The sequence below is a fragment of the Catenuloplanes niger genome (assembly GCF_031458255.1).
GTDB classification, from domain to species: Bacteria; Actinomycetota; Actinomycetes; order Mycobacteriales; family Micromonosporaceae; genus Catenuloplanes; species Catenuloplanes niger.
The window spans coordinates 6146011-6168541 of record NZ_JAVDYC010000001.1; the positions used below are offsets into that span (position 1 = coordinate 6146011).

Annotated in this window: 21 protein-coding genes; 7 read left to right on the forward strand and 14 right to left on the reverse strand. The window is 72.3% G+C overall.

Translation table 11 applies throughout. The annotated features are described in order from the left end of the window. Nucleotides 1-27 precede the first annotated feature (27 nt). On the reverse strand, nt 28-1089 hold the full coding sequence (locus J2S44_RS27310; protein WP_310419739.1) for a methyltransferase domain-containing protein: 1062 nt from the start codon (nt 1087-1089) through the stop codon (nt 28-30). A gap of 205 nt (nt 1090-1294) precedes the next feature. Between J2S44_RS27310 and J2S44_RS27315 the strand changes: the two genes are divergently transcribed. Then, nucleotides 1295-2329 carry a ketoacyl-ACP synthase III family protein gene (locus tag J2S44_RS27315; RefSeq protein WP_310419741.1) on the forward strand — a complete coding sequence of 345 codons (1035 nt, stop codon included), beginning with the start codon at nt 1295-1297 and terminating at the stop codon, nt 2327-2329. Between the two features lie 111 nt (nt 2330-2440). On the opposite strand, the gene J2S44_RS27320 is transcribed toward J2S44_RS27315, so the two are convergent. The 9 genes from J2S44_RS27320 to J2S44_RS27360 all read right to left on the reverse strand — a co-directional run bounded on the left by J2S44_RS27320 (nt 2441) and on the right by J2S44_RS27360 (nt 11748). Further along, nucleotides 2441-3271 carry an ABC transporter permease gene (locus J2S44_RS27320; RefSeq protein ID WP_310419743.1) on the reverse strand — a complete coding sequence of 277 codons (831 nt, stop codon included), beginning with the start codon at nt 3269-3271 and terminating at the stop codon, nt 2441-2443. Next, nucleotides 3268-4209: an ATP-binding cassette domain-containing protein gene (locus tag J2S44_RS27325; protein ID WP_310429961.1), complete on the reverse strand. Its 942-nt coding sequence runs from the start codon at nt 4207-4209 to the stop codon at nt 3268-3270. Before J2S44_RS27325 ends, J2S44_RS27320 begins: the two co-directional genes overlap by 4 nt. Before the next feature lie 120 nt (nt 4210-4329). Beyond that, nucleotides 4330-5310, reverse strand: coding sequence for an aldo/keto reductase (locus J2S44_RS27330; RefSeq protein ID WP_310419745.1), 981 nt, complete (start codon nt 5308-5310; stop codon nt 4330-4332). Then, nucleotides 5307-6038, reverse strand: coding sequence for a class I SAM-dependent methyltransferase (locus J2S44_RS27335; protein ID WP_310419747.1), 732 nt, complete (start codon nt 6036-6038; stop codon nt 5307-5309). The genes J2S44_RS27330 and J2S44_RS27335 overlap by 4 nt, the downstream gene beginning before the upstream one ends. Then, entirely contained in the window at nt 6035-7354 is a 1320-nt protein-coding gene (locus tag J2S44_RS27340; protein WP_310419749.1) for a nucleotide disphospho-sugar-binding domain-containing protein, read from the reverse strand. Before J2S44_RS27340 ends, J2S44_RS27335 begins: the two co-directional genes overlap by 4 nt. Nucleotides 7355-7399: 45 nt before the next feature. After that, complete coding sequence (locus J2S44_RS27345) at nt 7400-8617, reverse strand: twitch domain-containing radical SAM protein (RefSeq protein ID WP_310419751.1); 1218 nt, start codon at nt 8615-8617, stop codon at nt 7400-7402. A 16-nt stretch (nt 8618-8633) separates the two neighbouring features. Next, complete coding sequence (locus tag J2S44_RS27350; RefSeq protein ID WP_310419753.1) at nt 8634-9575, reverse strand: phytanoyl-CoA dioxygenase family protein; 942 nt, start codon at nt 9573-9575, stop codon at nt 8634-8636. After that, nucleotides 9572-10306, reverse strand: a complete 735-nt coding sequence (locus tag J2S44_RS27355) for an FkbM family methyltransferase (protein ID WP_310419755.1) — start codon at nt 10304-10306, stop codon at nt 9572-9574. The genes J2S44_RS27350 and J2S44_RS27355 overlap by 4 nt, the downstream gene beginning before the upstream one ends. Continuing rightward, a complete protein-coding gene (locus tag J2S44_RS27360) occupies nt 10303-11748 on the reverse strand; it encodes an NAD(P)/FAD-dependent oxidoreductase (RefSeq protein WP_310419757.1) in 1446 nt (481 codons plus the stop codon). Before J2S44_RS27360 ends, J2S44_RS27355 begins: the two co-directional genes overlap by 4 nt. Before the next feature lie 273 nt (nt 11749-12021). Here J2S44_RS27360 and J2S44_RS27365 point away from each other — a divergent pair, with 273 nt between their 5' ends. From J2S44_RS27365 to J2S44_RS27380, 4 genes are read left to right on the forward strand one after another with little or no spacing between them, the layout of a single operon-like run. Next, nucleotides 12022-12957: a thiamine pyrophosphate-dependent dehydrogenase E1 component subunit alpha gene (locus J2S44_RS27365; RefSeq protein ID WP_310419759.1), complete on the forward strand. Its 936-nt coding sequence runs from the start codon at nt 12022-12024 to the stop codon at nt 12955-12957. 4 nt (nt 12958-12961) lie between these two features. Further along, entirely contained in the window at nt 12962-13927 is a 966-nt protein-coding gene (locus J2S44_RS27370) for an alpha-ketoacid dehydrogenase subunit beta (protein WP_310419761.1), read from the forward strand. A 20-nt stretch (nt 13928-13947) separates the two neighbouring features. After that, nucleotides 13948-14961: a glycosyltransferase family 2 protein gene (locus J2S44_RS27375; RefSeq protein ID WP_374728021.1), complete on the forward strand. Its 1014-nt coding sequence runs from the start codon at nt 13948-13950 to the stop codon at nt 14959-14961. After that, entirely contained in the window at nt 14958-16010 is a 1053-nt protein-coding gene (locus J2S44_RS27380; RefSeq protein WP_310419765.1) for a glycosyltransferase family protein, read from the forward strand. The genes J2S44_RS27375 and J2S44_RS27380 overlap by 4 nt, the downstream gene beginning before the upstream one ends. A gap of 42 nt (nt 16011-16052) precedes the next feature. On the opposite strand, the gene J2S44_RS27385 is transcribed toward J2S44_RS27380, so the two are convergent. Then, nucleotides 16053-17072, reverse strand: coding sequence for a glycosyltransferase (locus J2S44_RS27385; RefSeq protein ID WP_310419767.1), 1020 nt, complete (start codon nt 17070-17072; stop codon nt 16053-16055). Nucleotides 17073-17079: 7 nt separating this feature from the next. After that, the gene (locus J2S44_RS27390) at nt 17080-18264 is read right to left on the reverse strand and encodes a class I SAM-dependent methyltransferase (RefSeq protein ID WP_310419769.1); all 1185 of its coding nucleotides are present in this window, start codon (nt 18262-18264) and stop codon (nt 17080-17082) included. Between the two features lie 530 nt (nt 18265-18794). Here J2S44_RS27390 and J2S44_RS27395 point away from each other — a divergent pair. Together J2S44_RS27395 and J2S44_RS27400 are read left to right on the forward strand one after the other, a co-directional pair. Next, nucleotides 18795-19715 carry a putative sugar O-methyltransferase gene (locus J2S44_RS27395; RefSeq protein WP_310419770.1) on the forward strand — a complete coding sequence of 307 codons (921 nt, stop codon included), beginning with the start codon at nt 18795-18797 and terminating at the stop codon, nt 19713-19715. Next, nucleotides 19712-20722, forward strand: a complete 1011-nt coding sequence (locus J2S44_RS27400) for an NAD-dependent epimerase/dehydratase family protein (protein ID WP_310419772.1) — start codon at nt 19712-19714, stop codon at nt 20720-20722. Before J2S44_RS27395 ends, J2S44_RS27400 begins: the two co-directional genes overlap by 4 nt. Here the strand turns inward: J2S44_RS27400 and J2S44_RS27405 are convergent. Together J2S44_RS27405 and J2S44_RS27410 are read right to left on the reverse strand one after the other, a co-directional pair. Next, complete coding sequence (locus J2S44_RS27405) at nt 20645-21274, reverse strand: dTDP-4-dehydrorhamnose 3,5-epimerase family protein (protein WP_310419774.1); 630 nt, start codon at nt 21272-21274, stop codon at nt 20645-20647. The two genes, J2S44_RS27400 and J2S44_RS27405, sit on opposite strands and share 78 nt — an antisense overlap. 8 nt (nt 21275-21282) lie before the next feature. Further along, nucleotides 21283-22524 carry a methyltransferase domain-containing protein gene (locus tag J2S44_RS27410; RefSeq protein ID WP_310419776.1) on the reverse strand — a complete coding sequence of 414 codons (1242 nt, stop codon included), beginning with the start codon at nt 22522-22524 and terminating at the stop codon, nt 21283-21285. Between the last annotated feature and the right edge of the window lie 7 nt (nt 22525-22531).

Genomic DNA, 22531 nt, shown 5'->3' on the forward strand with positions numbered 1-22531 from the left:
GTGACCGTCCCGACGGGACGGACGTGGTCAGCCGGTGAGCGTGACGATCGACGGGTGGCTGCCGAACAGGCTCAGCGGCCGGACCTCGCGCACCCGCAGCTCGGCCGCCTTCACCGCGGTGAGCTGCTCCTCCGCCTCGTGCAGCAGCAGGACGGCGCGTCCCCCGGCGGGCAGCACCCGGCGGATCTCCCGGTAGAGCCGCGTCGGCCGGCCGGCCAGCGTGCCCCGGGCGGGCACCTGACGGTCCCACGGCGGGTTGCTCACCACCCGGTCGATCCGGCCGGTGCCGATCGGCAGCCGGGCCGCGTCCCCGCGGAGCCAGGTCGCGTCCGTCTCGGTGAGCGCCGCGTTCGCCGTGGCCGCGGCGAGCGCGCGCGGGTCGTGGTCCATGCCGATCAGCCGCGCGCCCGGGACCAGGCCGGCGGCCTCGATCAGGATGGTGCCGGTGCCGCAGCACGGGTCCAGCACGGTGTCCGCCGGCCGGATGTCCGCCAGCAGCGCCATGGCGGCGGCCAGCGGCGGGTGCAGCGTGCCCGGCGTCGACGCCTGCTTGTAGCTCCGGCGGTGCAGCGGCCGGTCGCCGGCGCGCAGGGCCAGCGCGGCCCGGGTGCCCTCGACCGTGACCCGGAACGACAGCGTGCCCTCCGGCGGGGCGTCACCACCGCGCCGCGAGTGATACGGCAGGCCGGTCGCGCGCGCCAGCTCGAGGCCGGCCGCGTCCTCGATGTCGTAGCGGTTGTAGTTGCGCTTGCCGAGGAACGACGCGGCGACGTCCACGCCGGTCGCGGCCGCGCCGAAGCCGAGGAGCGCGCGTTGCCGCAGCAGCTCACCCGGGTCGACCGCACGGGCGGCGGCGGTGAACCGGGCCAGGTCGGCCTTGGTGTGCCCGACGTCGTCGACGGACGCGGCCAGCAGGAACAGGTCGTCGACGGTGCGCAGGTCCAGCAGGTGGGGATCGGCCCGGTCCGCGGTGAACCACACCTCGCGATGACGGCTGCGGTCGACCCGGCCGAGGCCGCGCCCGGTCACCTCCGCGGCGGCGACCTCCTCGAGCCCGCGCAGGGTTCTCGCCAGCAAACGCACCGCCACCGGCCGTATCCTCCCGTCGGCGGAAATCCATCTGGGGAACCGCGCGATATCTAGGTGAAATGCCAATCCTGTCTCGCTCCGACCATCATAGAGTTGCGGTACGGCGAAATGGATTCCGGGCGGCCGACGGCCGAACTCGGTGGTCGGGTAATGACCGTGCGCCGATCGACGACGGTGATCGTCATGCTATCGAGGAGACGACTTCGTGCGGACACCGGACATGTTCATCGCCGGCATCGGGACGTTCATTCCACCGCGGGTCAGCGTCGAATGGGCGGTCGCGCGCGGTCTCTATCCGGCCGCGGACGCGGAGACCCACGAGCTCGGCGGCGTCGCCATCGCGGGTGACCTGCCCGCGCCCGAGATGGCGCTGCGGGCGGCCCAGCAGGCGGTGAAGCGGTGGGGCGGCTCCCCGGAGGAGTTCGACCTGTTGCTGTACGCCAGCACCTGGCACCAGGGGCCGGACGGCTGGCCGCCGCAGTCCTACCTGCAACGGCATCTGGTCGGCGGGGACCTGCTCGCGCTGGAGATCCGGCAGGGCTGCAACGGGCTGTTCAGCGGCATGGAGCTCGCCGCCGGCCACCTCGCCGCCGTCCCGGAGCGGACGAGTGCGCTGCTGGTCGCGGCGGACAACTACGGTACGCCGCTGATCGACCGCTGGTCGATGGGACCCGGGTTCATCGGCGGTGACGCAGCGTCCGCGATCGTGCTGACCAAGCAGCCGGGGTTCGCCCGCCTGCGCTCGGTGTGCTCCCGGACGATCACGGCCGCGGAGTCGCTGCACCGCGGCGACGAGCCGCTGTTCCCGCCGAGCATCACGGCCGGCCGGACCACCGACTTCAGCGCCCGGATCGGCCAGCAGTTCGCCACCCGCAGCGCGGCCTCCGTGGCCATGGCGGACATGCCTCAGTGGACGGTGGACCTGGTCGACCGGGCGCTGGCCGAGGCCGGCATCGGCGTCGGCGACATCACCCGGGTGGCTTTCATGAACTACTCCCGCGAGGTGGTCGAGCAGCGGGTGATGGCCATGTGGGACCTGCCGCTGTCGCGGTCGACCTGGGAGTACGGCCGCGGGATCGGGCACTGCGGCGCCAGCGACCCCATCCTGTCGTTCGACCACCTGCTCCGGAACGGGGAGCTCGGCCCGGGCGACCACATGCTGATGCTCGGCACCGCACCGGGCGTCGTGCTGTCCTGCGCCGTCGTCGAGGTCCTCGAGTCGCCGCCCTGGGCGGGCTGACCGGCCCGGGCGGTCCCGCCTCGGGGCCGCGACGTCGAGTTCCAGCCATGACCACGAACGGCGGTGCCGCCGGGCGCGGCGTCGACGTGGACGCGCCCGGCGGCACCGGACCTAGCGTTCGAGGTTCCGGTACCGCCAGACCGAGAGCGGCACGAAGACCAGCATGATCACCGCGGGCCAGGCGAACGCCAGCAGCATCGCGTGCCGGGCCGCCCAGGAATCGCCGACCACGCCGGGGTTGCCGAACAGCTCGCGGCAGGCCGCCACCGTCGCGGAGACCGGGTTCCACTCCGCGATCGCGCCGAGCCACGGTGGCATCTGGGTGGGCGAGACGAACGTGTTGGCCAGCATGGTCAGCGGCAGCAACGGTACGTAACCGGCGCCGACCGCCTCCACCGGCAGGATCAGCCCGAAGAAGATGCCGGCCCAGACCAGCGCGAACCGGAACAGCAGCAGCAGGCCGAGCGCGCCGAGCGCGGGCCCGATGCCGTCATGGAAGCGCCAGCCCACCAGCAGCGCGCAGACGACCAGGATGGTCAGCTCGAACACCGAGGTGACCACGTCGGCGACGCAGCGGCCGAGCGCCACGCCGGTCTGCGCCATCGGCATCGTCCGGAACCGGTCGGTCATGCCCTTCGCCGTGGCCGAGCTGGTGACCATCATCGTGGTGATGATCCCGAACATCATGGTCTGGCCGAACAGGCCCGGCATCAGGAACTCGCGGTACGACCCACCGCCGGCCACCACCATGGCGCTGCCGAAGACGAAGCCGAAGACCACGGTCATCACGGGGTACATCAGGCACTGGGTGATCAGCCCGGGGTTGCGCCGCCAGTGGTACAGGTTGGTGCGGCCGACCACCCAGCCGTCGATCAGCGCCCACCGCAGCCGGTCCAGCGGGTTCGTGGGCCGGGGTGGCACCGTGATCATCGTCGTGGTCATGCGGCCGCCCGTCCCGCGCTCGCTCCGTGCCCGGTCACGCTGAGGAAGACGTCGTCCAGCGTCGGCCGGCGGACCGCCACGTCCTCGACCTCGACCTCGTTGTCGTGCAGCCAGCGCATGACGTCGTGCAGCGTGGTGACCTGGTCGCGCACCGGCACGCTGATCCGTGACGCCTCCGCGTCGACCTTCGGCTCCGCGCCCACCACGCCGGCCAGGCCGAGCGCGGTCCGGGCGACCGCGCCGGCGCCGCGCAGCACCACGTCGATCCGGTGGCCGCCGATCCTCGACTTGAGCTGGTCCGGTGTGCCCTCGGCGATCACCCGGCCGTGGTCGAGCACGGCGATCTGGCTCGCCAGCCGGTCGGCCTCCTCCAGGTACTGCGTGGTGAGCAGCACGGTGGTGCCCTGCGCGGCCATCGACGCGACAACCTGCCAGACCTCGTTGCGGCTGTGCGGGTCCAGCGCGGTGGTCGGCTCGTCCAGGAACAGCACCTGCGGCCGGAGCAGGAAGCCCACCGCGAGGTCGAGCCGGCGGCGCATCCCGCCGGAGTAGTGCTTGACCATGCGGGTGGCCGCGTCGGTCAGGCCGAACTGCTCCAGCAGCTCGTCGGCCCGGCGCCGGGCGGTCCGTACCCCGATGTGGTAGAGCCGGCCCCAGGTCTCCAGGTTCTCCCGGCCGGTGAGGATGTCGTCGACCGTGGTCCGCTGGCCGGTGACCCCGATCCGGCGGCGCACCTCGTCCGGGTTCCGGGTCACGTCGACGCCACCGACGAGCGCGGTGCCCGAGTCCGGGCGGGTCAGCGTGCTCAGGATCCGTACCGCGGTGGTCTTCCCGGCGCCGTTGGGGCCGAGCAGGCCGCAGACCGCGCCCCGCGGGACGACCAGGTCGACGCCGTCCAGCGCGGCGACGTCGCCGAACCGCTTGGCCAGCCCGGCCATGACGATCGCCGCACCGGCGTGCGCCGCGGCGGCGGCCTCGCGGGCGGCGGCCTCCGGGCCCGGCGGCCGCCGGTCGATCACGTGTTCAGTCACTGGCTTCCTCTCCTGGAACGGCCCGGTTCAGACGCCGGCCGGTGCCCGGTGCGGCGGCTCCGTGTCGGGCAGCACCGGCGGCGCCCCCTCGACCAGCCGGCCGAGCTCGGCCAGTTCGGCCTCGTCGAGCCGCACCTCGAGCGCCCGCACGCTGTCCTCGACGTGCTCGGGCTCCTGGGCGCCGAAGATCGGCACCACGCCGGCCGGCTGGTGCAGCACCCAGGCGAGCGCGAGCTGGGCCACGCTGATGCCCCGGTCCGCGGCGACCGCGGCGAGCCGGTCCACCGCGGTCGCCACCGCGGCGAGGCGCTCACCTCGGAAGACCGGGGAGTAGGCGCGCCAGTCGTCCGGCGCGAACGTGTGCCCCGGCCGCAGCGCGCCGGTCAGCAGGCCGTGGGCCAGCGAGGCCCAGCCCATCACCGGGACGCCGGCCGCGCGGCAGTACGGCAGGACGTCCCGCTCGACCCCGCGGGCCAGCAGGCTGTACGGGACCTGGGCGACCGCCGCCGGCCCGAACTCGGCCATCTGCCCGGCCGTGAAGTTGGAGACGCCGGTCCGGCGGACCAGTCCCTCCTCGACGAACCCGGCGAGCACGCCCGCGGTCTCGGCCAGCGGGATGGTCGGGTCCGGCCAGTGCACCAGGAACAGGTCCACGTAGTCGGTGCCCAGCGCGCTGAGGCTGGCCACCAGGCCGGAGCGGAGAACCTCCGGGTCGCAGTCGCGCACCACGGAGTTCCCCTGGATCCGCAGCCCGCCCTTGGTGACGATGACCAACTCCGAGCGGTGGGTACGGACCAGGTCGCCGAGCCCGCGGGCGAGCGCGGCCTCCGCGGCACCGTCGCCGTAGGCGCGGGCGGTGTCGAAGAAGTTCACCCCGAGGTCGAACGCGCGGCGCACCGCGTGCACCGCGGGCTCGATCCCACCGCCCCACAGCCCGCTGAGCGGCCAGGTGCCCAGGCAGAGCCGGGACACCCGGGGACCGTCGGCGCCGAGTGGGAGACGGTTCACGCCGCGGGCTTCTCGTCGCGCCGGAGGATCAGGTAGCAGACCCCGTCCTCGTTGACGAACTCGTCGAGCAGCGGTGTCAGGCCGGCCTCGACCGCTATCGCCGCGATCACGTCCACGCCGTGGAAGGACAGGAAGCCCTTGAACTCGATCGGGTTCGCCCCCAGGTAGCGCTCCGCGTAGAAGTGGAAGAAGCTGCGGGTCGCGCCGCCGATGTCGAGGAAGTTCACCCCGAAGTGGCCGCCGGGCCGCAGGATCCGGGCGATCTGGCGGAAGTAGTGGAAGAACTCGAACACGTTCAGGTGGATGAAGACGTTGAGGGAGAACCCGCCGTCGAACGCCGCGGACGGCAGCGCGGCCAGGAAGTCGTTGTCGATGTGGTGGTAGTCGACGTTGGTGTGCTCCCGGCAGGTGACCCGCGCCTTGTCCAGGAACGAGCGGCTGACGTCCGTGCACAGCAGCCGGCCCACCCGGGGCGCGAGGACGTCGGCCATCACCCCCTCGCCGCTGCCGATCTCGAAGACCGACGATTCCGGGGTGAGCCGGAGCCGGTCGGCGATCCAGTTCGCCCGGTCGACGCGGTCCTGCAGGTACTCGTCCCGCGGCTGGGTGCCGGCGAGCTGGATCTGCATCTCGTCCGGTGTGTTCCACTCCCACACCAGGTTGAGATCGCCCATGCTGCGCAGCGGCGGCTTGGGCGTGGCGGTCGGCGTTTCCTGTGCGTTGCTCATCGAACCTCGCTCACGGTGTCCCGGGTGATTTCCCTGTGGTGCTGGCCCCGGCCGGCCACCAGACCGGCGACGTCGCCGGCGGTCAGCTCGCCGGTCCTGGCCAGCGTGACGAGCAGGTCGGCGACCTGCACGGCGGTCGGTGCGGCGGCCACGGACGCGCTCAGCTCGGCCGCGCGGCGCTTGTACCGGTGGTCGAACAGCACCTCGGCGATCGCCTTGTCGATCTCCTCGGCGCCGATCATCAGTGCGGGCAGCGTCTTGGTCGCGCCCTGCGGGTCGAGCCGCCTGCCGTAGATCTGGCCGTCGAAGTTCAGGGCCAGGGACAGCTGCGGTATGCCCGTCACGATGCCGTTCATCAGGCAGTTCGCGCTGCCGTGGTGGATGAGGAGATCGCAGCCGGGCAGGATCAGCTCGAGCGGGCAGTTGCGCAGCACCCGGACGTTCGGCGGCAGCGAGCCCATCGCCTCCACCTCGGAGAGCGCGGCGGTCAGCACCACCTCCGCGGCCAGCTGGGCCGCGGTCTCCACCGCCCGGCGCAACGCCGGCAGCCGCTCGCCGAAGACGCCGGTGGCCGAGTTGCCCCACACCACGCAGACGCGCTTGCCGCGGACCGGGCCGAGCAGCCACGGGTCGACGTCCTGGTTGCCGTTGTACGGGTGGTACCGGATGGGTATCCGCAGCGCGTCGCCCATCGGTGGCACGGCCGCGTCCGGTGACGGGTCGACCGCGTACCTGATGTCGCGCCGGGTCCAGTCCACGCCGTACTTCTCGAAGCAGGACAGCGGGTCCCCGGCCATCAGGTTGAGCCCCGGCTCCGTCTCCACGGTGCCGATGAACCCGGGGCCGTAGTAGACGCTCGGCACGTTGTTCAGCACCCCGACCAGCGCGCCCTCGATCGCCATGATGTCGTGCACGACGAGGTCCGGCCGCCACGAGGCGGCGAAGTCGACGGCGTTGTCGAAGCTGCGCTGCACCGCGGTGATGGTCTTCTTCCAGAAGTCGCTGAGCATGCCGGTGTCGAAGTCGCGCACCGAGTCGAGCGCCTCGCCGGTGAACGGGTGCAGCGGCAGCGGCATCTCACCGCTCTGCGGCGGCGTGTTGATCGCCAGCGACCAGTAGGCCAGGCGCGCGCTCTCCATCATGTCGGCCGCGTCGAGGACCGAGACCGGCATCAGCCCGGTCGAGATGACGCCCTGCACCTGCTGCGACGGGCAGGCCACCCGGACTTCGTGACCCGCCGCCCGGAACGCCCAGGCCAGCGGCACCATGCACATGTAGTGTCCGGCCCAGTTGGACACGGTGAACAGAATTCGCAACGGAATCTCCCCTCGCGCCGCGGTGGCGCACACCGCGGGCGCCGGTCAGGACGCCCCTTCGTCAACGAGGCTGATCGGGTCGAGCGAGTTCATGAACGAGCGCAGGGCGCCGAGGTGCACCGCGGGCTTGTCCCAGCCCAGCTCGGTGCACCAGGCGATCAGGTCGGTCAGCTCCTCGGTCGCGCGCGCCTTCTCGTCGGCCGGCAGGCTGGTCACGGAGAAGTCGGCCGGCCACTGCACGACGTTGGCCAGATCCACCTCCAGGCCCTCGGCGCGCGCGAACTCGAGCACGTTGCGCAGGTCCCACAGGTTGTGCCGCTGCGGCGACACCTGGAGCCAGACGTCCACCTCGGACCGGAGCAGCCGCAGGTTGGCCACGAAGTCGGCCCACTTGCCGCCGGCCCGGATGAACTCGAAGACCTCGCCGACGCCGTCGCAGGACGCCCCGATCCCCACGCTTTTGAAGTGCGGGAAGAGCTTCATCGCCCGTTCCGGGGAGACGGTCAGGTTGGAGTTGTACGCGATGTCGACGTTGCCCGCGTTACCGGTCTCCACCAGCAGCTCCAGCATGGCGAAGTGACCGGGCTGCAGGAACGGTTCGCCGCCGGCGAAGTACAGCCGGCGGATCAGGTGCGCGTTCTCCCGGAGCGTGGTCCACAGCTCCTCGTCCGCGCGGTAGGGGTCGATGACCGCGGACGACCACTTCGGGCGCTGCTTGGCCCCCCAGGAGGAGCTCACCGGGTACGTACACATGACGCACCGCAGGTTGCAGGTGTTGCCGAATCGGATGTCGAGGAAGAAAGGGAACTCCTCGACGGTGCCGTCCGCGGCGGTGCGGGCGGCCAGCGCCTCCAGGTCGAACTCCTGCGCGAACCGGCGGTTGACGTTCTGCCGGTAGGACTGGGCGGCGTGGTCCTCGCGGAAGTAGCAGTACTGGCAGGCCGCCACGCGCTCACCGTTCAGCATGGCGAGCCTGGTGCGCTTCATGTTCGGGCTGTTGAACGCCTCCTCGAGGCCCATCACCCGGTCCGGGTTGTCCTTGGCGTACCGCGAGCCGGGCGAGCAGCCGATCGCGTCGTCGTTCAGCGCGAACACCGGCTCCTCGCTCTCGTCGTAGAGCGCGTTGTGGTACATGGAGTCGTCGACGCAGCAGCGGCCGTAGACGCCGTCGATGGAGGCGCAGAGGTGGATCCACGGCAGCACGCACGCGGTCTCCGCGGCCGCCCTGTGCGGAGGGCCGTGCCGGCCGGCCGATTCGCTCATCGGGTCCCGCCCCGGCTCACCATCGCCAGTGGTCCTCGTGCGCGAACCGCAGCGTGTCGACGTCCGGCCGGCCGGCCCAGCGCCGGAGCGTCTCGGCGGGCCGGTAGTCGAACGGCTCCTCGCCGGCGAACCGCGGGTCCTCCGCCCGCATCCGGACGCAGGAGCGCAGCGCCTGCTGCTTGAGGCCGATGTAGTCCTCGGTGTGCGGTCCCAGCTGCCACTCCACCTCGGCCGGCCGGTACTCGAAGTAGATGACCCGGCGCTGCTTGCCGACCACCGCGGGCGCGCCGTGCAGCGTGAGGATGTTGTGCAGCAGCAGATCTCCCGGCTGCATCACGGCCGGTATCGCGCCGGTGGTGTCCCACTCCGTGGCGTTGAGGCGGTCGGCGGTCGCGGTGACCCGCTCGTCGTCCCAGTAGTTCGACTCCGGGATGCACCAGACGCAGTTGTCCTCGGGCGCGGGGTCGAGGTAGATGCCGGCGTCGATGACCCGGCCCATGCCGGTGATGCCGACCGCGTGGTCGTACAGCCCGGCGTCGCGGTGCCAGGGGAGCCGCGGCGCGCCGGCCGGCGTCTTGAACACCATGCTGTCCCAGGTCGGGATCAGGTTGGGGCCGACCAGCTGCTCCATGATCTGCAGCAGCAGCGGGTGACCGGCCAGCATCGCGATCTGCCGGGACTTGTCCACCACGTACTCGATCCGCACCGGCGCGGCGTCCGGCTGGTCGGGCTCCAGCGTCCAGACGGTGTCGTCCATGGAACGGGCCGACCACGCCCGGTCGATGAGCGTGCGGCCGGCCTCCTGCACGTCGGCCAGTTCCTGCGGGGTGAGCAGTCCGCGCACGGCCAGCACACCCTGCCGGCGGAACGCGGTGACGTGCTCGGGCAACAGCCCGGTGCGCCGGATGTCGCATTCCGCGATCCGGGCCGCGACGGGCGTCTCGGTGACGGAGTTCATCGACCAAAACCCTTCTGTTCGTCGGTCGTGGACCCGGCGGTGCGGTCCGCGACGAAGTACCAGTCCCGCGTCAGCGCCGCGGTGAGCGCGGCCCGATCCAGCGCGGGCTCGCCGGCCAGCCAGGCCGGCAGGGTGAACACCCGGTATCCCAGCTCGTCCACCAGCAGCGACCACAGGTCGTCGGTGGTCGTGCCGTACTCGCGCATGACCCGGTCGCCGCCGTGCTCGAACACGACCACCGGCCCGCCGCGCCGCAGCGTGTCGGCCGCGCCGCGCAGGGCCACGACCTCGCCGCCCTCCACGTCGATCTTGATCAGGTCGACGCGCAGGTCCGCGGGGATGACGTCGTCCAGCCGGACCGTCTCCACGGTGATCTCACGCAGGCTCTCGTCCGGCCGGTCGTACGGGCGCCGCCGCAGGCCGCTGTAGCCGGGGTTGGACACGACGTGCACGTAGGCGCGCGGGCCCGAGGTGTCGGCGGCCGCCGCCCTGATCACCGTGACCGACGGCAGCCGGTCGGCCAGCTCGTCGGCCAGATCGGGCAGCGGCTCCACCGCGAAGTGGGTACCCCGCGGCGCCACCCGCACCAGGTGCCGGGTGATCTCACCGACGCCGGCGCCGAGGTCGACGGTGACCGCGGCCGGCCCGCAGACCCGCTCGATGATCTCGACGGTGAGCCGGTCGTAGTCGTCGTTGCGCCGGGTGGCGTCGGCCACCTGCTGATCGCTCACGCCGACCGGGTCCGTCCGATGCCGAGCCGGGGGTTCGTCATCAGGTACAGGCCGGTCTCCGGGTCGAACAGCTCGAGACCGTCGACCTTGTTGAGCGCCTCACTGACCGGCGCCTTCGGCACGCCGGCCTCGGCCATCCGGCGGGCCTGCTCGGCCGCGACGAACAGCTGGCCGACCGAATTGCCCTCGTCGGACGCCGGCATCTGCGGCGGTACGTTGCGGCCGGCCATGGCGTCGCCGACGTCGGCGAGCCCGGCGATCAGCTGGGCGAACGCCTTGGCGCCGTCGACCCGTTCGTACTCGGCCTCGTCGTGCTCCCCGACCAGCCGGTCGGCCAGCGCGAAGTAGTTGGCCTTGCCGGCCTGCTGCTGGTAGACGGCCGCGACCAGCGTGAACAGCCGCTCGAACGCGTTGCGGTAGAGCGTCTCGTAGAACCCGCAGGCCTGCTCCTCGGTGACGTCCTCGTTGATGATCGCCAGGATCGACGCGGACGCGAGCAGGCCGCTGTAGAACGCCAGGTGCACGCCGGTCGACAGCAGCGGGTCCAGGAAGCACGCGCTGTCGCCCGCGGCGAAGTAGCCGGGGCCGCAGAAGCTGTCGGAGACGTACGAGAAGTCCTGCTCGACGCGGACGCCCGGCTGGTACGTACCGTTCGCCATCAGACCACGTACGGTCGGGGACTCCTCGACCAGCGCGGCCAGCATGGCCTCCAGCGACTCGTGGTCCTTGCGCCGCTCCAGGAACCGCGTCTGGTGGCAGACGAACCCGACGCTGAAGCGGTTGTCGCGCAGCGGGATCACCCAGTACCAGCCGTCCGGCGCGCCGATCACGTTGATCCCGCCCTGCGGCGAGCTGGGCAGCAGCGCGCCGCCGTCCCAGTAGCCCCAGATGGCGACGTTCTTGAAGGTCTCATTGGCCCGCCGGTGCTTGAAGTGCCGCGCCGGGATCAGGCCGGCCCGGCCGGAGGCGTCCACCACGAAGTCGAACGTGCCGGTCCGACGCTCCCCGGTGCGGGGCTCGGCCCACTCCGCGCCCACCGCGCGGTCGCCGTCGAAGAGCACCCGCTTGACCTCGGCACCCTCGATCACCGTGGCGCCCTGCTTGGCGGCGTTGGTCAGCAGCACGTGATCGAAGTCGTCCCGGTCCACCTGCCAGGACCGCACACCGGGACCGAAGATCTCGGTCCAGTCGATGGCCCAGTCCTCCTTGCCCCACCGCAGCAGGACACCGTTCTTCTCGGTGTAGCCGCGGGCGTCGATCTCGTCCAGCGCGCCGACGAAGTCGACGATGGTCCGGCACGAGGAGGCGATGGACTCGCCGATGTGGTACCGGGGGAAGGTCTCTTTCTCCAGCAGGGTGACCGACAGTCCCGCACGCGCGAGCAGCGCCGCGGCGGTCGACCCAGCGGGACCACCACCGATGACCAATACCGTGCTGACCATGAGGCTCCCATCCACGGAAAAGGGGACTGACTGTCGTGACATTGGCGAGCATCACCGTACGGCGGATCAAAAAGGGCATTCAACGATTCCGGCGATGGTCTAGTGGGAGCGCTAGACCGGTCGTGCGGACGCGGTCATGACTGGGGTTTTCCCGGATCGTGCCGCCCTACAGTCGACGCAGTTTCCGTCCGCACCGGTTCCGTCCGCACCGGCGAAGAAAGGGGCGTGCATGTGACGACCGCGCCGGATCGATCCCGTCACCTCTACCGACAGATGCGCCTGATCCGAGAGTTCGAGGAGCACTGCCTCGAGAAGGCCCTCACCGGGACGATCGTCGGTGGCATCCATCCCTACATCGGGCAGGAGGCCGTCGCGGTCGGCGTCAGTGCGCACCTGCGGACGGACGACGTCATCACCAGCACCCACCGCGGGCACGGGCACGTGCTCGCCAAGGGCGCGGACCCGAAACGGGCGCTGGCCGAGCTGTACGGCGCCAGCACCGGCCTGAACCGCGGACGCGGCGGCTCGATGCACGCGGCCGACGTGGGACTGGGCATCTACGGCGCGAACGGGATCGTGGGCGCGGGCGCGCCGATCGCGGTGGGCGCGGCCTGGGCGGCCCGGCGCGCGGGCCACGACGACCGGGTGGCCGTCGCGTTCTTCGGCGACGGCGCACTCAGCCAGGGCGTGGTCCTGGAGGCCTTCAACATGGCCGCGCTGTGGTCGCTGCCGGTGCTGTTCGTCTGCGAGAACAACGGTTACGCCACCAGCCTGCCGGTCGACCGCGGACTGGCGGGCGACCCGGTGCGCCGCGCGGCCGGCTTCGGCCTGACCGCGGCGGCGGTGGACGGGATGGACGTGGAGGCGGTGGCCGAGGCGGCCGGCCGGGCGGTGGCCGCCTGCCGGGCCGGCGCGGGACCGCACTTCCTCGAGTGCGCGACGTACCGGTTCCACGGCCATCACACCGTGGAACACCTGATGGGCACCAAGTACCGCGACGACGACGAGGTGGCCGGTGCGCGGGCGCGCGATCCGCTGACCCGGCAGCGTGCCCGGCTCGCACCGGAGGCCGCCGACGCCGTCGACGCCGAGATCGCCGCGCTGATCGCCGAGGCGGAGGCGTTCGCCAGTTCCAGCCCGGGATCCGACCCGCGGGATGCCCTGGACTACCTCTACGCCGGCACGGTGCCGGCGCGACCGGGAGCGTGAGCCGATGCCCAGCCTTTCCTACGTCGCGGCGGTGAACCGGGCGCTGCGCGACGAGATGGCCCGTGACGAGCGCGTGTGCGTCCTCGGCGAGGACGTGAGCCAGGGCATCACCGGCCTCACCAAGGGCCTGGCCGACGTGTACGGCACCGGCCGGGTGGTGGACATGCCGCTGTCCGAGCAGGCGTTCACCAGCCTGGCCACCGGGGCCGCGATCGCGGGTCAGCGGCCGGTCGTGGAGTTCCAGATCCCGTCGCTGCTGTACCTGGTGTTCGAGCAGATCGCGAACCAGGCGCACAAGTTCTCACTGATGACCGGCGGGCAGGCCAGCGTCCCGGTCACCTACCTCTTCCCCGGCTCCGGATCCCGGTCCGGCATGGCCGGGCAGCACTCCGACCACCCGTACAGCCTGCTCGCGCACGTGGGCATCAAGACCGCGGTGCCGGCCACGCCGAGCGACGCGTACGGACTGCTGCTGTCCGCGATCCGGGAGCCGGACCCGGTCGCCGTGTTCGCGCCGACGCTGCTGATGGGCGCGTCCGAGGAGATCGACGACGGCGACCTCGAGGCCGTGCCGCTGGGCAGCGCCCGGGTGTGCCGCGAGGGTACGGACGTCACCGTGGTCGCGGTCGGCCACCTGGTCCCGATCGCGCTCCAGGTGGCCGCCGCGCTGGCCGGGGAGGCGTCGATCGAGGTCATCGATCCGCGCACGGTCTATCCGGTCGACTGGGAAACGCTCGGCAAGTCGATCACCCGGACCGGCCGGCTGGTCGTGATCGACGACTCGAACCGGATGTGCGGGTTCGGCTCCGAGATCGCGGCGACCGCGGTCGAGGAGTTCGGGCTGACGGTGCCGCCGGTGCGGCTCTCCCGGCCGGACGGTGCGGTGATCCCGTACGCGCTGAACCTGGACCACGCGCTGCTGCCCGACGCCGGCGGGCTCGTCGGCGCGATCCGTGCGGTGCTGCGGTAGCCGCGATGGGACGCGACGTGATGGCATCGAGACGCCCTCGGGTGGCGACGATCACGGTGAGCACCGACGAGGCCGGCTGGCTGCGCCGCTGCTTCGCGGCGCTGACCGGCAGCGACACCGAGGGCTTCGACCTGGACGTGTACCTGGTCGACAACGCATCGACGGACGGCGGCGCGGACCTGGTCGCCCGGGAGTTCCCCGGCGTGCGAATCATCCGCAACCGGGTGAACCTCGGGTTCACCGGCGCCAACAACGTGGGCATCCGGGCCGCGCTCGCCGACGGCGCGGACTACGTCTTCCTCGTCAACCCGGACACCTGGTCCCCACCCGGGCTGGTCCGGGCGATGGTCGAGTTCGCCGAGCGGTGGCCGGAGTACGGGATCATCGGCCCGCTGCAGTACCGCTACGACGCCGGCTCGGCCGAGCTCCGCGAGTTCAACGACTGGACCAGCACCGCGCTGTGGCTGGGCGAGCAGCACGCGTTCGCGGGCGACCGGCTGGATCATCCGTCCCCGGCCGGCAGTCCGGCCGGCCGCGCACCCCGGACGCTGGAGCACGCCTACGTCCAGGGGGCGGCCCTGTTCGCACGCGCGGCCACGCTGCGCGCGATCGGCATCCTGGACGAGGTCTTCCACACCTACTACGAGGAGGTGGACCTCTGCCGGCGCGCCCGGTGGGCGGGCTGGCGGGTGGCCCTGCTGCTCGACGAGGGCATCCAGCACCACGGCGGTGGCGGCGCGGCCACGCGCAGCACCTACACCCGGGTGCACATGCGGCGTAACCGCTACTACTGCCTGCTCACGGACGTGGACTGGAGCCCGGTCAAGGCGGCCCGGCTGGCCGCCCGCTGGCTCGTGGCGGACCTGCGCGGCCGGAGCGTGGTCGGCCGGATCCCGCCGATGACCGGCGCCCGGGAGACCGTGGCGGCGATGCGCTGGCTCGCCGGCCAGGCACCGACGATCGTGGCGCGCCGGCAGCGCCACCGCGGCCTGCGCGCGGCCCGGCCGGCCGTGCGGGCGGAGGTGGCGTCATGACCGGGCCCCGCCTCCTGATCTCCGGCAACTTCCACTGGAACGCCGGGTTCAGCCACACCGTGGCCGGCTACGTCCGGGCCGCCCGCGAGGCCGGCTGCGAGGTCCGGATCAGCGGCCCACTGTCCCGGATGGACGGTGAGGTGCCGCGGCTGCTGCCGGTCGAGCCGGATATCGGCTGGGGCACGCACCTCGTGGTGATGTTCGAGGCCCGGCAGTTCCTGACCCCGGAGCAGATCGAGCTGGCCGGCACGTTCCCCCGGTCCCGCCGGCTGGTCGTCGACTTCGATCTGCACGGCGCGGACGAGCAGCCGGAGCTGGGGGTGGACGGCACCGCGGGCCGGTACACCGCCGAGAGCTGGCGCACGCTGTACGGCGCGCTGAGCGATCTGGTGCTGCAACCGAGGATCTCCGGCGCGATGCCGCCGGGCGTGGAGTTCTTCCAGTGCTACGGCATGCCGGAGACCGTGCGGCACCCGTCGGAGCTCGGCCCGGAGCGGGACTACGGCGTGCAGTACATCGGCAGCAACTGGTGGCGGTGGAAGCCGCTCACCGCGCTGGTGGAGGCGGCGGCGACGCTGGATCCGGTACCGCGCTTCCGGGTCTGCGGTCGCTTCTGGGACGGCGGTGCCGTCTCTCCCGGCTTCGAGGACGCGACCACGAGCGTGCCGGGCTGGCTGGCCGAGCGTGGCGTCGAGGTCTGCCCACCGGTGCCGTTCGGACAGGTGATCCCGGAGATGGGCCGGTCGCTGATCTCGCCGATCCTGGTCCGGCCGCTGGTGGCGGGCACGAGCCTGCTGACGCCACGGATGTTCGAGACGCTGGCGTCCGGGAGCCTGCCGGTGCTCTCCGCCGACGCGGAGTTCCTCGCCGCGGTCTACGGCGACGAGAGCGAGCACCTGCTGCTCGGCGCGGACCCGGCCGCGACGCTGGACCGCCTCGTCACGGACTTCGAGCGGCATGCCCGGATCGTCGGCCGGATCCAGGACCGGGTGCGGGCGCGGTACAGCTACCCCCAGGTGCTGCGGAACCTGCTGGCCTTCTTCGGCTGATCAGACGCGTGCGGGGCACCCCGGCCGGGGTGCCCCGCACGGTCACGTCCAGGTCCGGCCGGCGAGCACGTCGTGGTAGATCGCCTCGAACTCCTTGGCCAGCACGACGTGGTCCCACTGCTCCAGCGCGGCGGCCCGGACCGCGTGCGGGCCGGGCAGGCCGGCCACCACGCCGCGGGCCTGCTCCCGGGTGAACGCCGAGCCCTCCGGCACGACCGTCCCTACGTGCGGCACGATCTCGGCCAGGCAGCCGTTGGGCGAGCCGATGACGGGCGTGCCGCAGACCGCGGCCTCCGACACCACGGTCGAGCCGGGCTCGCACCAGACCACGCCCCACGGCCCCATCGTGCTCTGCGACAGGACCGTCATCGCGGTGGCCCGGGAGATCAGGTCGAGCCGTCGCTCCGCGCCCACCTCGCCGACGACGTCGACGGTGTCCCCGAAGTCCCGCAGGATGCGGGCCAGGTAGTCCTCCTCCCAGGACGGGCCGGCCACGACGAGGCGGCGCCCGGCGGCGGCGGCGAACGCGGCGGCCTGGTAGGCGCCCTTCCACTCCGAGATCCGGCCCAGGTAGAGCAGGTAGTCGTCCTTCTCGGCGCGGAACGTGTAGCGCGCCGGGTTCACCGAGATGCGCACCACCGGCGCGACGTCGTTCCCGGCCTGGGCGCGCTGTGCGTAGGAGGCGTACACGCAGTTGCGCGGGTACTTCGGCCGGCCGGTGAGGTGGTGGGTGGACAGGTACGCCATGCCCTCGGGGAGCCGGTCCGGGTCGATCTGCCCGCAGGAGAAGTCGTGCACGACGTCGACCACGGACGCCCCCGGGCCGTTGAGCCAGGCGTGCATGTCCTCGATCTCCCCGGCGTCCACCACGGTGACCGCGGGCGAGGCCGGGACGGTGCCCGGGGCGCCGAGCAGGAACACCTCGTGGCCGAGCGCGAGCAGGCCGTCCAACTGGTTGGACACCACCCAGTGGATGCCGGCGTAGCCCTGCGGCGGGACCGTGATCCAGCGACTCTGGTCGGTCGGCAGCCGCAGCGCCATGGTCACCAGTGCGACGCGCATGTGTCCCTCACTCCTCCGTGACGCGGTGCGGTGCCGGCAGGTCGGCCATCGGATCGTGCCGCGGCCGCCACGCGGCGTTCGCCTGCTCCGTGTTGCGGCCCTTCTCGACGAACGCGAGGTTGTGGTACAGGTGCAGCCCCGTCACGTGCCGGTCCGCATAGGACGGCTCGTAGGTGTGCTCGTGGATCCGGTCGCGGTGGTGCAGACCGTCGACGAGCGTCTTCAGGAACCCGACCGACGTGGCCGGGTCGGCCAGGTCGGTGCCGTTCCCGCCCCACTCCGGCCAGTACGAGGTGTGCAGGTCCTCGACGACGTACATGCCGCCCGGGCGGACGTGCGGGAAGAGGGCGTGGAACGCGGTGATCACGTGGCTGCTGACGTGGCTGCCGTCGTCGATCACGATGTCGAACGGGCCGTACCGCCGGGCCAGGTCGTCCAGGAAGTCCGGATCGGCCTGGTCGCCGCGGACCGTGGTGAGCCGCGGCTCGTCCAGCACCGACTTGTCGTAGACGTCGAGCCCGTACACCAGGCCGCGGCCGAAGTAGTGCTTCCACATGCGCAGCGAGGCGCCGCCGGCGTCCGGCTCGTGGTAACCGCCGATGCCGATCTCCAGTACGGTGACCGGCTGGTCCCGGAAGCCGCCCAGATGCCGCTCGTAGTGCGGTGTGTACCAGTGCCCGCCCCACTTGTCCGAGCCGAACCGCAGCGCCAGCGCGCTCAGATCGCCACGGTACGGCCCGCAGGCCGCGAGCACCTGGTGCGCCGCCCGGGTGGCCTCGTCCCGCTGCACCATCCACGGGTCGTCCGGCTTGTACTCCACCGGGCCGGGCTCGTCCTTCATGGTCACGTCGCGGCCGCTGCCGGTCCACGGCCCGGCCGGCCCGAACACGTCCCGGACGAGCGCCGTCAGGTCGTAGCGGACGTGCACCCACGGGTCGTCGATCCGGCCGGGCCGCACCCGGGGGCCGTCCGGGCCGACCGTCAGCAGGTACGGCAGCTGCCCGCCGGCCGCGACGCCGACCTCGAACAGGACGGTCACCGGCGTCCCCGGGCCCGGGTGGAGGATCGTGCGGCCGGCGACCTCGGCGAGCGCCGTGGCCACGACGGCGTCCGGCTCCTCGGCCATGAGCAACGCGCCGGCGTCGGGCGCGCCGGCCGCGGCGATCAGGCGCCGGACGATCGGGTCCGTCATGCGGCCCTCCACGGGTGCGCGCCACGGATGCGTGCGGTGAGCGTCTGCATGCTTGTCTCCTCCAGCTGGGGACGGGTCAGGGCTCGAGACGGATCGCCGCGCGGCACCGGCCCGGAGCCGGTCGGTCACGTCCGCGCCGAGTACCGGCCGGCCCGTACGACGCCGTCCGTCCGGAACCGCCCGACCCGCGCGGCGGGGTCCTGCACGACCCGGTCATCGGCTGCGCCCGACCTCTCGGCGCAGGCCGGCGACACAGCGTTCCGCGCTGTCCGGCGTCCCGGGACCGCCTCGCCGTGCAGGGTGATCGGCCACGGCCCCGCACCGGCCGAACCTGCCGGGAGCACGGGGAATCGCGCCGTGTCGCACCTGACAGCGACACTATCGAGCCGCCCGCGGCAGCGGACTAGTGTTTTCCCCACAGCTCTCCGGTTCGCGGCCGCCACCAGCGGCGCGGCCGGAATCTAGGCGAAGCGCTAACCACCCGGCCGGTACGGTGACCATCGATCGACGTCGAGCCGGCAGGGGAGCAGATGAGCCAGACGTACGGCCGCAGCCCGCTCTGGGAGCGTTACAACGACACCCAGGTCACCAAGGAGGCCGTCGCCGAGCTGGCCGGCTTCAAGTCCGGCGACGTCAACTTCAAGCTGGCGCTCTGGGACCCCCGGGTCAACGGCGTGCGCTACCTGAAGACGCTGGTCTTCAACCTCGCGGCCGGTCTCAGCCCGGCGAACTGGGCCCGCCTGCGCCGGATCGCGCACCGCGACGTCGGCGACCCGTTCTCGATCACCTACGACGGCGAGCCGGTCTGCCTGGACTACCTGCAGGCCGTGCTGGAGCTGGAGTTCATCGAGAGCCGGCTGGAGCTCGCCGGTGCCCGCGTCCTGGAGATCGGCGCCGGCTACGGCCGGACCTGCCACGCGATGCTGTCCAATCACGACGTCGCCGCGTACCACATCGTCGACCTGGAGAACTCGCTCGACCTGGCCCGCCGCTACCTCGCCGCGGTGCTGACCGCGGAGCAGCTCGACCGGGTGCACTTCCACGGCGTGTCGGAGGCGGAGGACGGTGGGGCGCTGCGCGCGCTCCGCTTCGACCTGGCCGTCAACATCGACTCGTTCGCGGAGATGACGCCCGGGACCGTGCGCGCCTACCTGGACCTGATCGACGGCCACGCCGCTCACCTCTACGTCAACAACCCGGTCGGCAAGTACCTGGACAAGAGCCTGGACGGGCACTCCCAGGGCGACGAGGTGGTCGAGCTGGCGCTGCGGACCGGGCTGCTGCGCGACATCGTGGACATCCACGACAACCGCGCCGTGGCGGCGCAGTCCCGCCGGTTCCTCGACGCCTACCGTCCCGGTCCCGGCTGGACGCTGCTCGCCGACGCGAGGACCGTGCCGTGGAGCTTCTATTGGCAGGCGCTCTACCGGTCCGGGGCCTCCGGGCGATGACGGACCGGCCACTGGTCGCGGTGCTCGGCGCCGCCGGTTTCGTGGGCTCCGCCGTGCTGTCCGCGCTGGCCGACCGCCCGGTCACGGTGCGCGCGGTGTCCCGCCGGCCCAGCACGATCCCGGCCGCCGGGGTCGCGACGTTCGAGCCGGTCACCGCGGATCTCACCGCGGCCGGCGCGGTCGCGGACGCGGTGGACGGTGCGCACGCCGTGATCAACCTGGTGCTCGACACCGCCGGGTGGCGCGGCGCGGACGGCGGCGGCGCGGCCGAGCGGGTGATCGTGGGCGTGGTCCGAGACCTGGTCGACGCCGCGGCGCGGTGCCGGAGCGGCGCGCCGGTGATCGTTTTCGCCGGTTCGGCGTCGCAGGTGGGCCGGGCCGGTCGGCTGCCGGTCGACGGTACCGAGCCGGACCACCCGGAGACCGCGTACGACCGGCAGAAACTGGCCGCCGAGACGCTGCTCGAACGGGCCAGCGCCGACGGTACGGTGCGCGGCGTCACGCTGCGCCTGCCCACCGTCTTCGGGGCGGCCCGGCCGGGCGGCGGCGCCGACCGCGGCGTCGTGTCGACCATGATCCGTCGCGCGTTCGCCGGTGAGCCGCTGACCATGTGGCACGACGGCACCGTACGGCGGGAGCTGCTGCACGTCGACGACGTGGCGGCCGCGTTCGTCGCCGCGCTCGGCCACGCGGACGCGCTCGCCGGCCGGCACTGGCCGCTCGGCGACCGGCACGGCGAACCGGTCGGCGATCTGTTCCGGACGATCGCGGCGCTGGTCGCGGCGGAGACCGGGCGCCCGCCGGTGCCGGTCGTCTCCGTCCCGCCACCGGCCGCCGCCCGGCCGAGCGACTTCCACAGCATGGTGGTCGACGCGTCCGCCTTCACCGCCGTGACCGGCTGGCGTCCCCGGGTGAGCCTCGGTGAAGGGCTACGCCGCACCGTGCGGGCGCTTGGCCGGGCAGAAGCCGGCCTCGATCTCGGCGCAGGTCTCGTACCGGGGGAGTAGGCCGGCCGCCCGGGCCTCCGCGAAGGTGACCGCGGTCCGGTCCCGCTCGGACAGGATCGGCGTGATGTCCGCCGGGACGGGCAGGCCCAGCGCGGGGTCGAGCGGGGCGAGCGCCCGCTCGTTCTCGAACACGTACTCCGTGGAGAGGATGTACGACATCACCGTGTCGTCCTCCAGCGCCACGAACATGTGCGCGACCCCGGTCGGCAGGTACACCGATCTGAAGTCGCGGGAGTCGAGCACCACGCTGTCCCAGCGCCCGAAGGTGGGCGAGCCGACCCGGACGTCGAGCACCAGGTCGAGCACCCGGCCGTGCGGGCAGGAGACGAACTTCGCCGTCCCGGGCGGCGTCGCCGTGTAGTGCAGTCCGCGGACGACGCCCCGGCGGGAGACGCTGTAACTGGTCTGCGCCACCGGGAACAGGGGATACCCGAGCGTCTCGATGAAGGTCGAGTCCAGGTACGGGGAGAGGAAGACCCCCCGCGCGTCCGGGAAGACGCGCGGGGTGAAGACGTACGATCCTTCGACGGCCAGCTCCGCTGCGGTGTGCACGGGCGCGCTCACTTCCGCACGTGCACGTGCGGAACGTACTGGATCCATGCCCCGCCGGCCTGACGGAACGCCTGCTCCTTGGCCATGATCTCGTCGGCGTGGTTCCAGGCGAACAGCAGCGCGTAGTCCACCTCGGCGTCCGCGAACTCGTCCGCCGGCCGCACCGGGATGTGCGTACCGGGGGTCAGGCGGCCCTGCTTGGCCGGCGTCGTGTCGTACACGCAGGAGACCAGGTCCGGGCCGATGCCGCAGAGGTTCGTCACGGTCGCGCTCTTCGCGGTCGCGCCGTACCCGGCCACCCGCCGTCCCTCGGCCCGCAGCCGTTCGAGCAGTGCCCGCAGGTCGTCGCGGATCCGGCCGACCTCGGTGGCGAACCGGTCCAGCCGGGCGAGCGTGGTGACCCCGGTCGCGTCCTCCTCCGCGATCAGCGCGGCGACCCGGTCCGCCGGGCGGCGCGCACCCGCGCGGGCCAGCGTGTACCGGACCTCGCCGCCGTGCACGGGCAGCCGCTCCACGTCGACCAGCTCGAAGCCGGACGACGCGGCCATCGCCCGTACCGAACGCGCGGAGAAGAGGAAGAAGTGCTCGTCGTAGATCTGGTCGAACGACGTCTTCGCCAGGATGTCGCCCAGGTACGGGTCCTCGAAGACGAAGACACCGTCCGGCGCCAGCAGCGCGTCCACGCCCCGCAGGATCGAGTGCAGGTAGGGGATGTGGCAGATGGTGTTCGCCGCGTAGATCACGTCGGCCGGGCCGTCGCTGTCCCGGACCGCCCGCGCGGTGGACTCCTCGAAGAAGTCGCCGCGCACCCGCAGGCCCGCCGCGCGCGCGGCCGCCGCGACCTTGCCCGACGGTTCGAAGCCCAGGTGCCGGACGCCGGCCTCGTGCACGGTCCGCAGCATCACCCCGTCGTTGCAGCCGATCTCGACCACGAACGGGTCCGGGCCGGTGGCCTCCGTCTCCAGCAGCCGCCGCGCGGTGTCCGCGAAGTGCTTCTGCATGACCGCGGAGCCGGACGAGTAGTAGGGGTAGTCCTCGTGGAACATCCGCTCCCGTGGCACCTCGTGCATCAGCTGCACCATGGTGCACGACTCGCAGGTGCCGACCGCGAGGTCGAAGAAGTACTCCGGCTCGGTCTCCGACCCGGTCCGGAAGCGGTCGGACAGTGGCTGCCGGCCGAGGTCGAGGAACTGTACGACGGTGCCGCCGCAGACCCGGCAGGTGCCTCGTGGCCGTACTGGGTTGGTCATCGGTGGT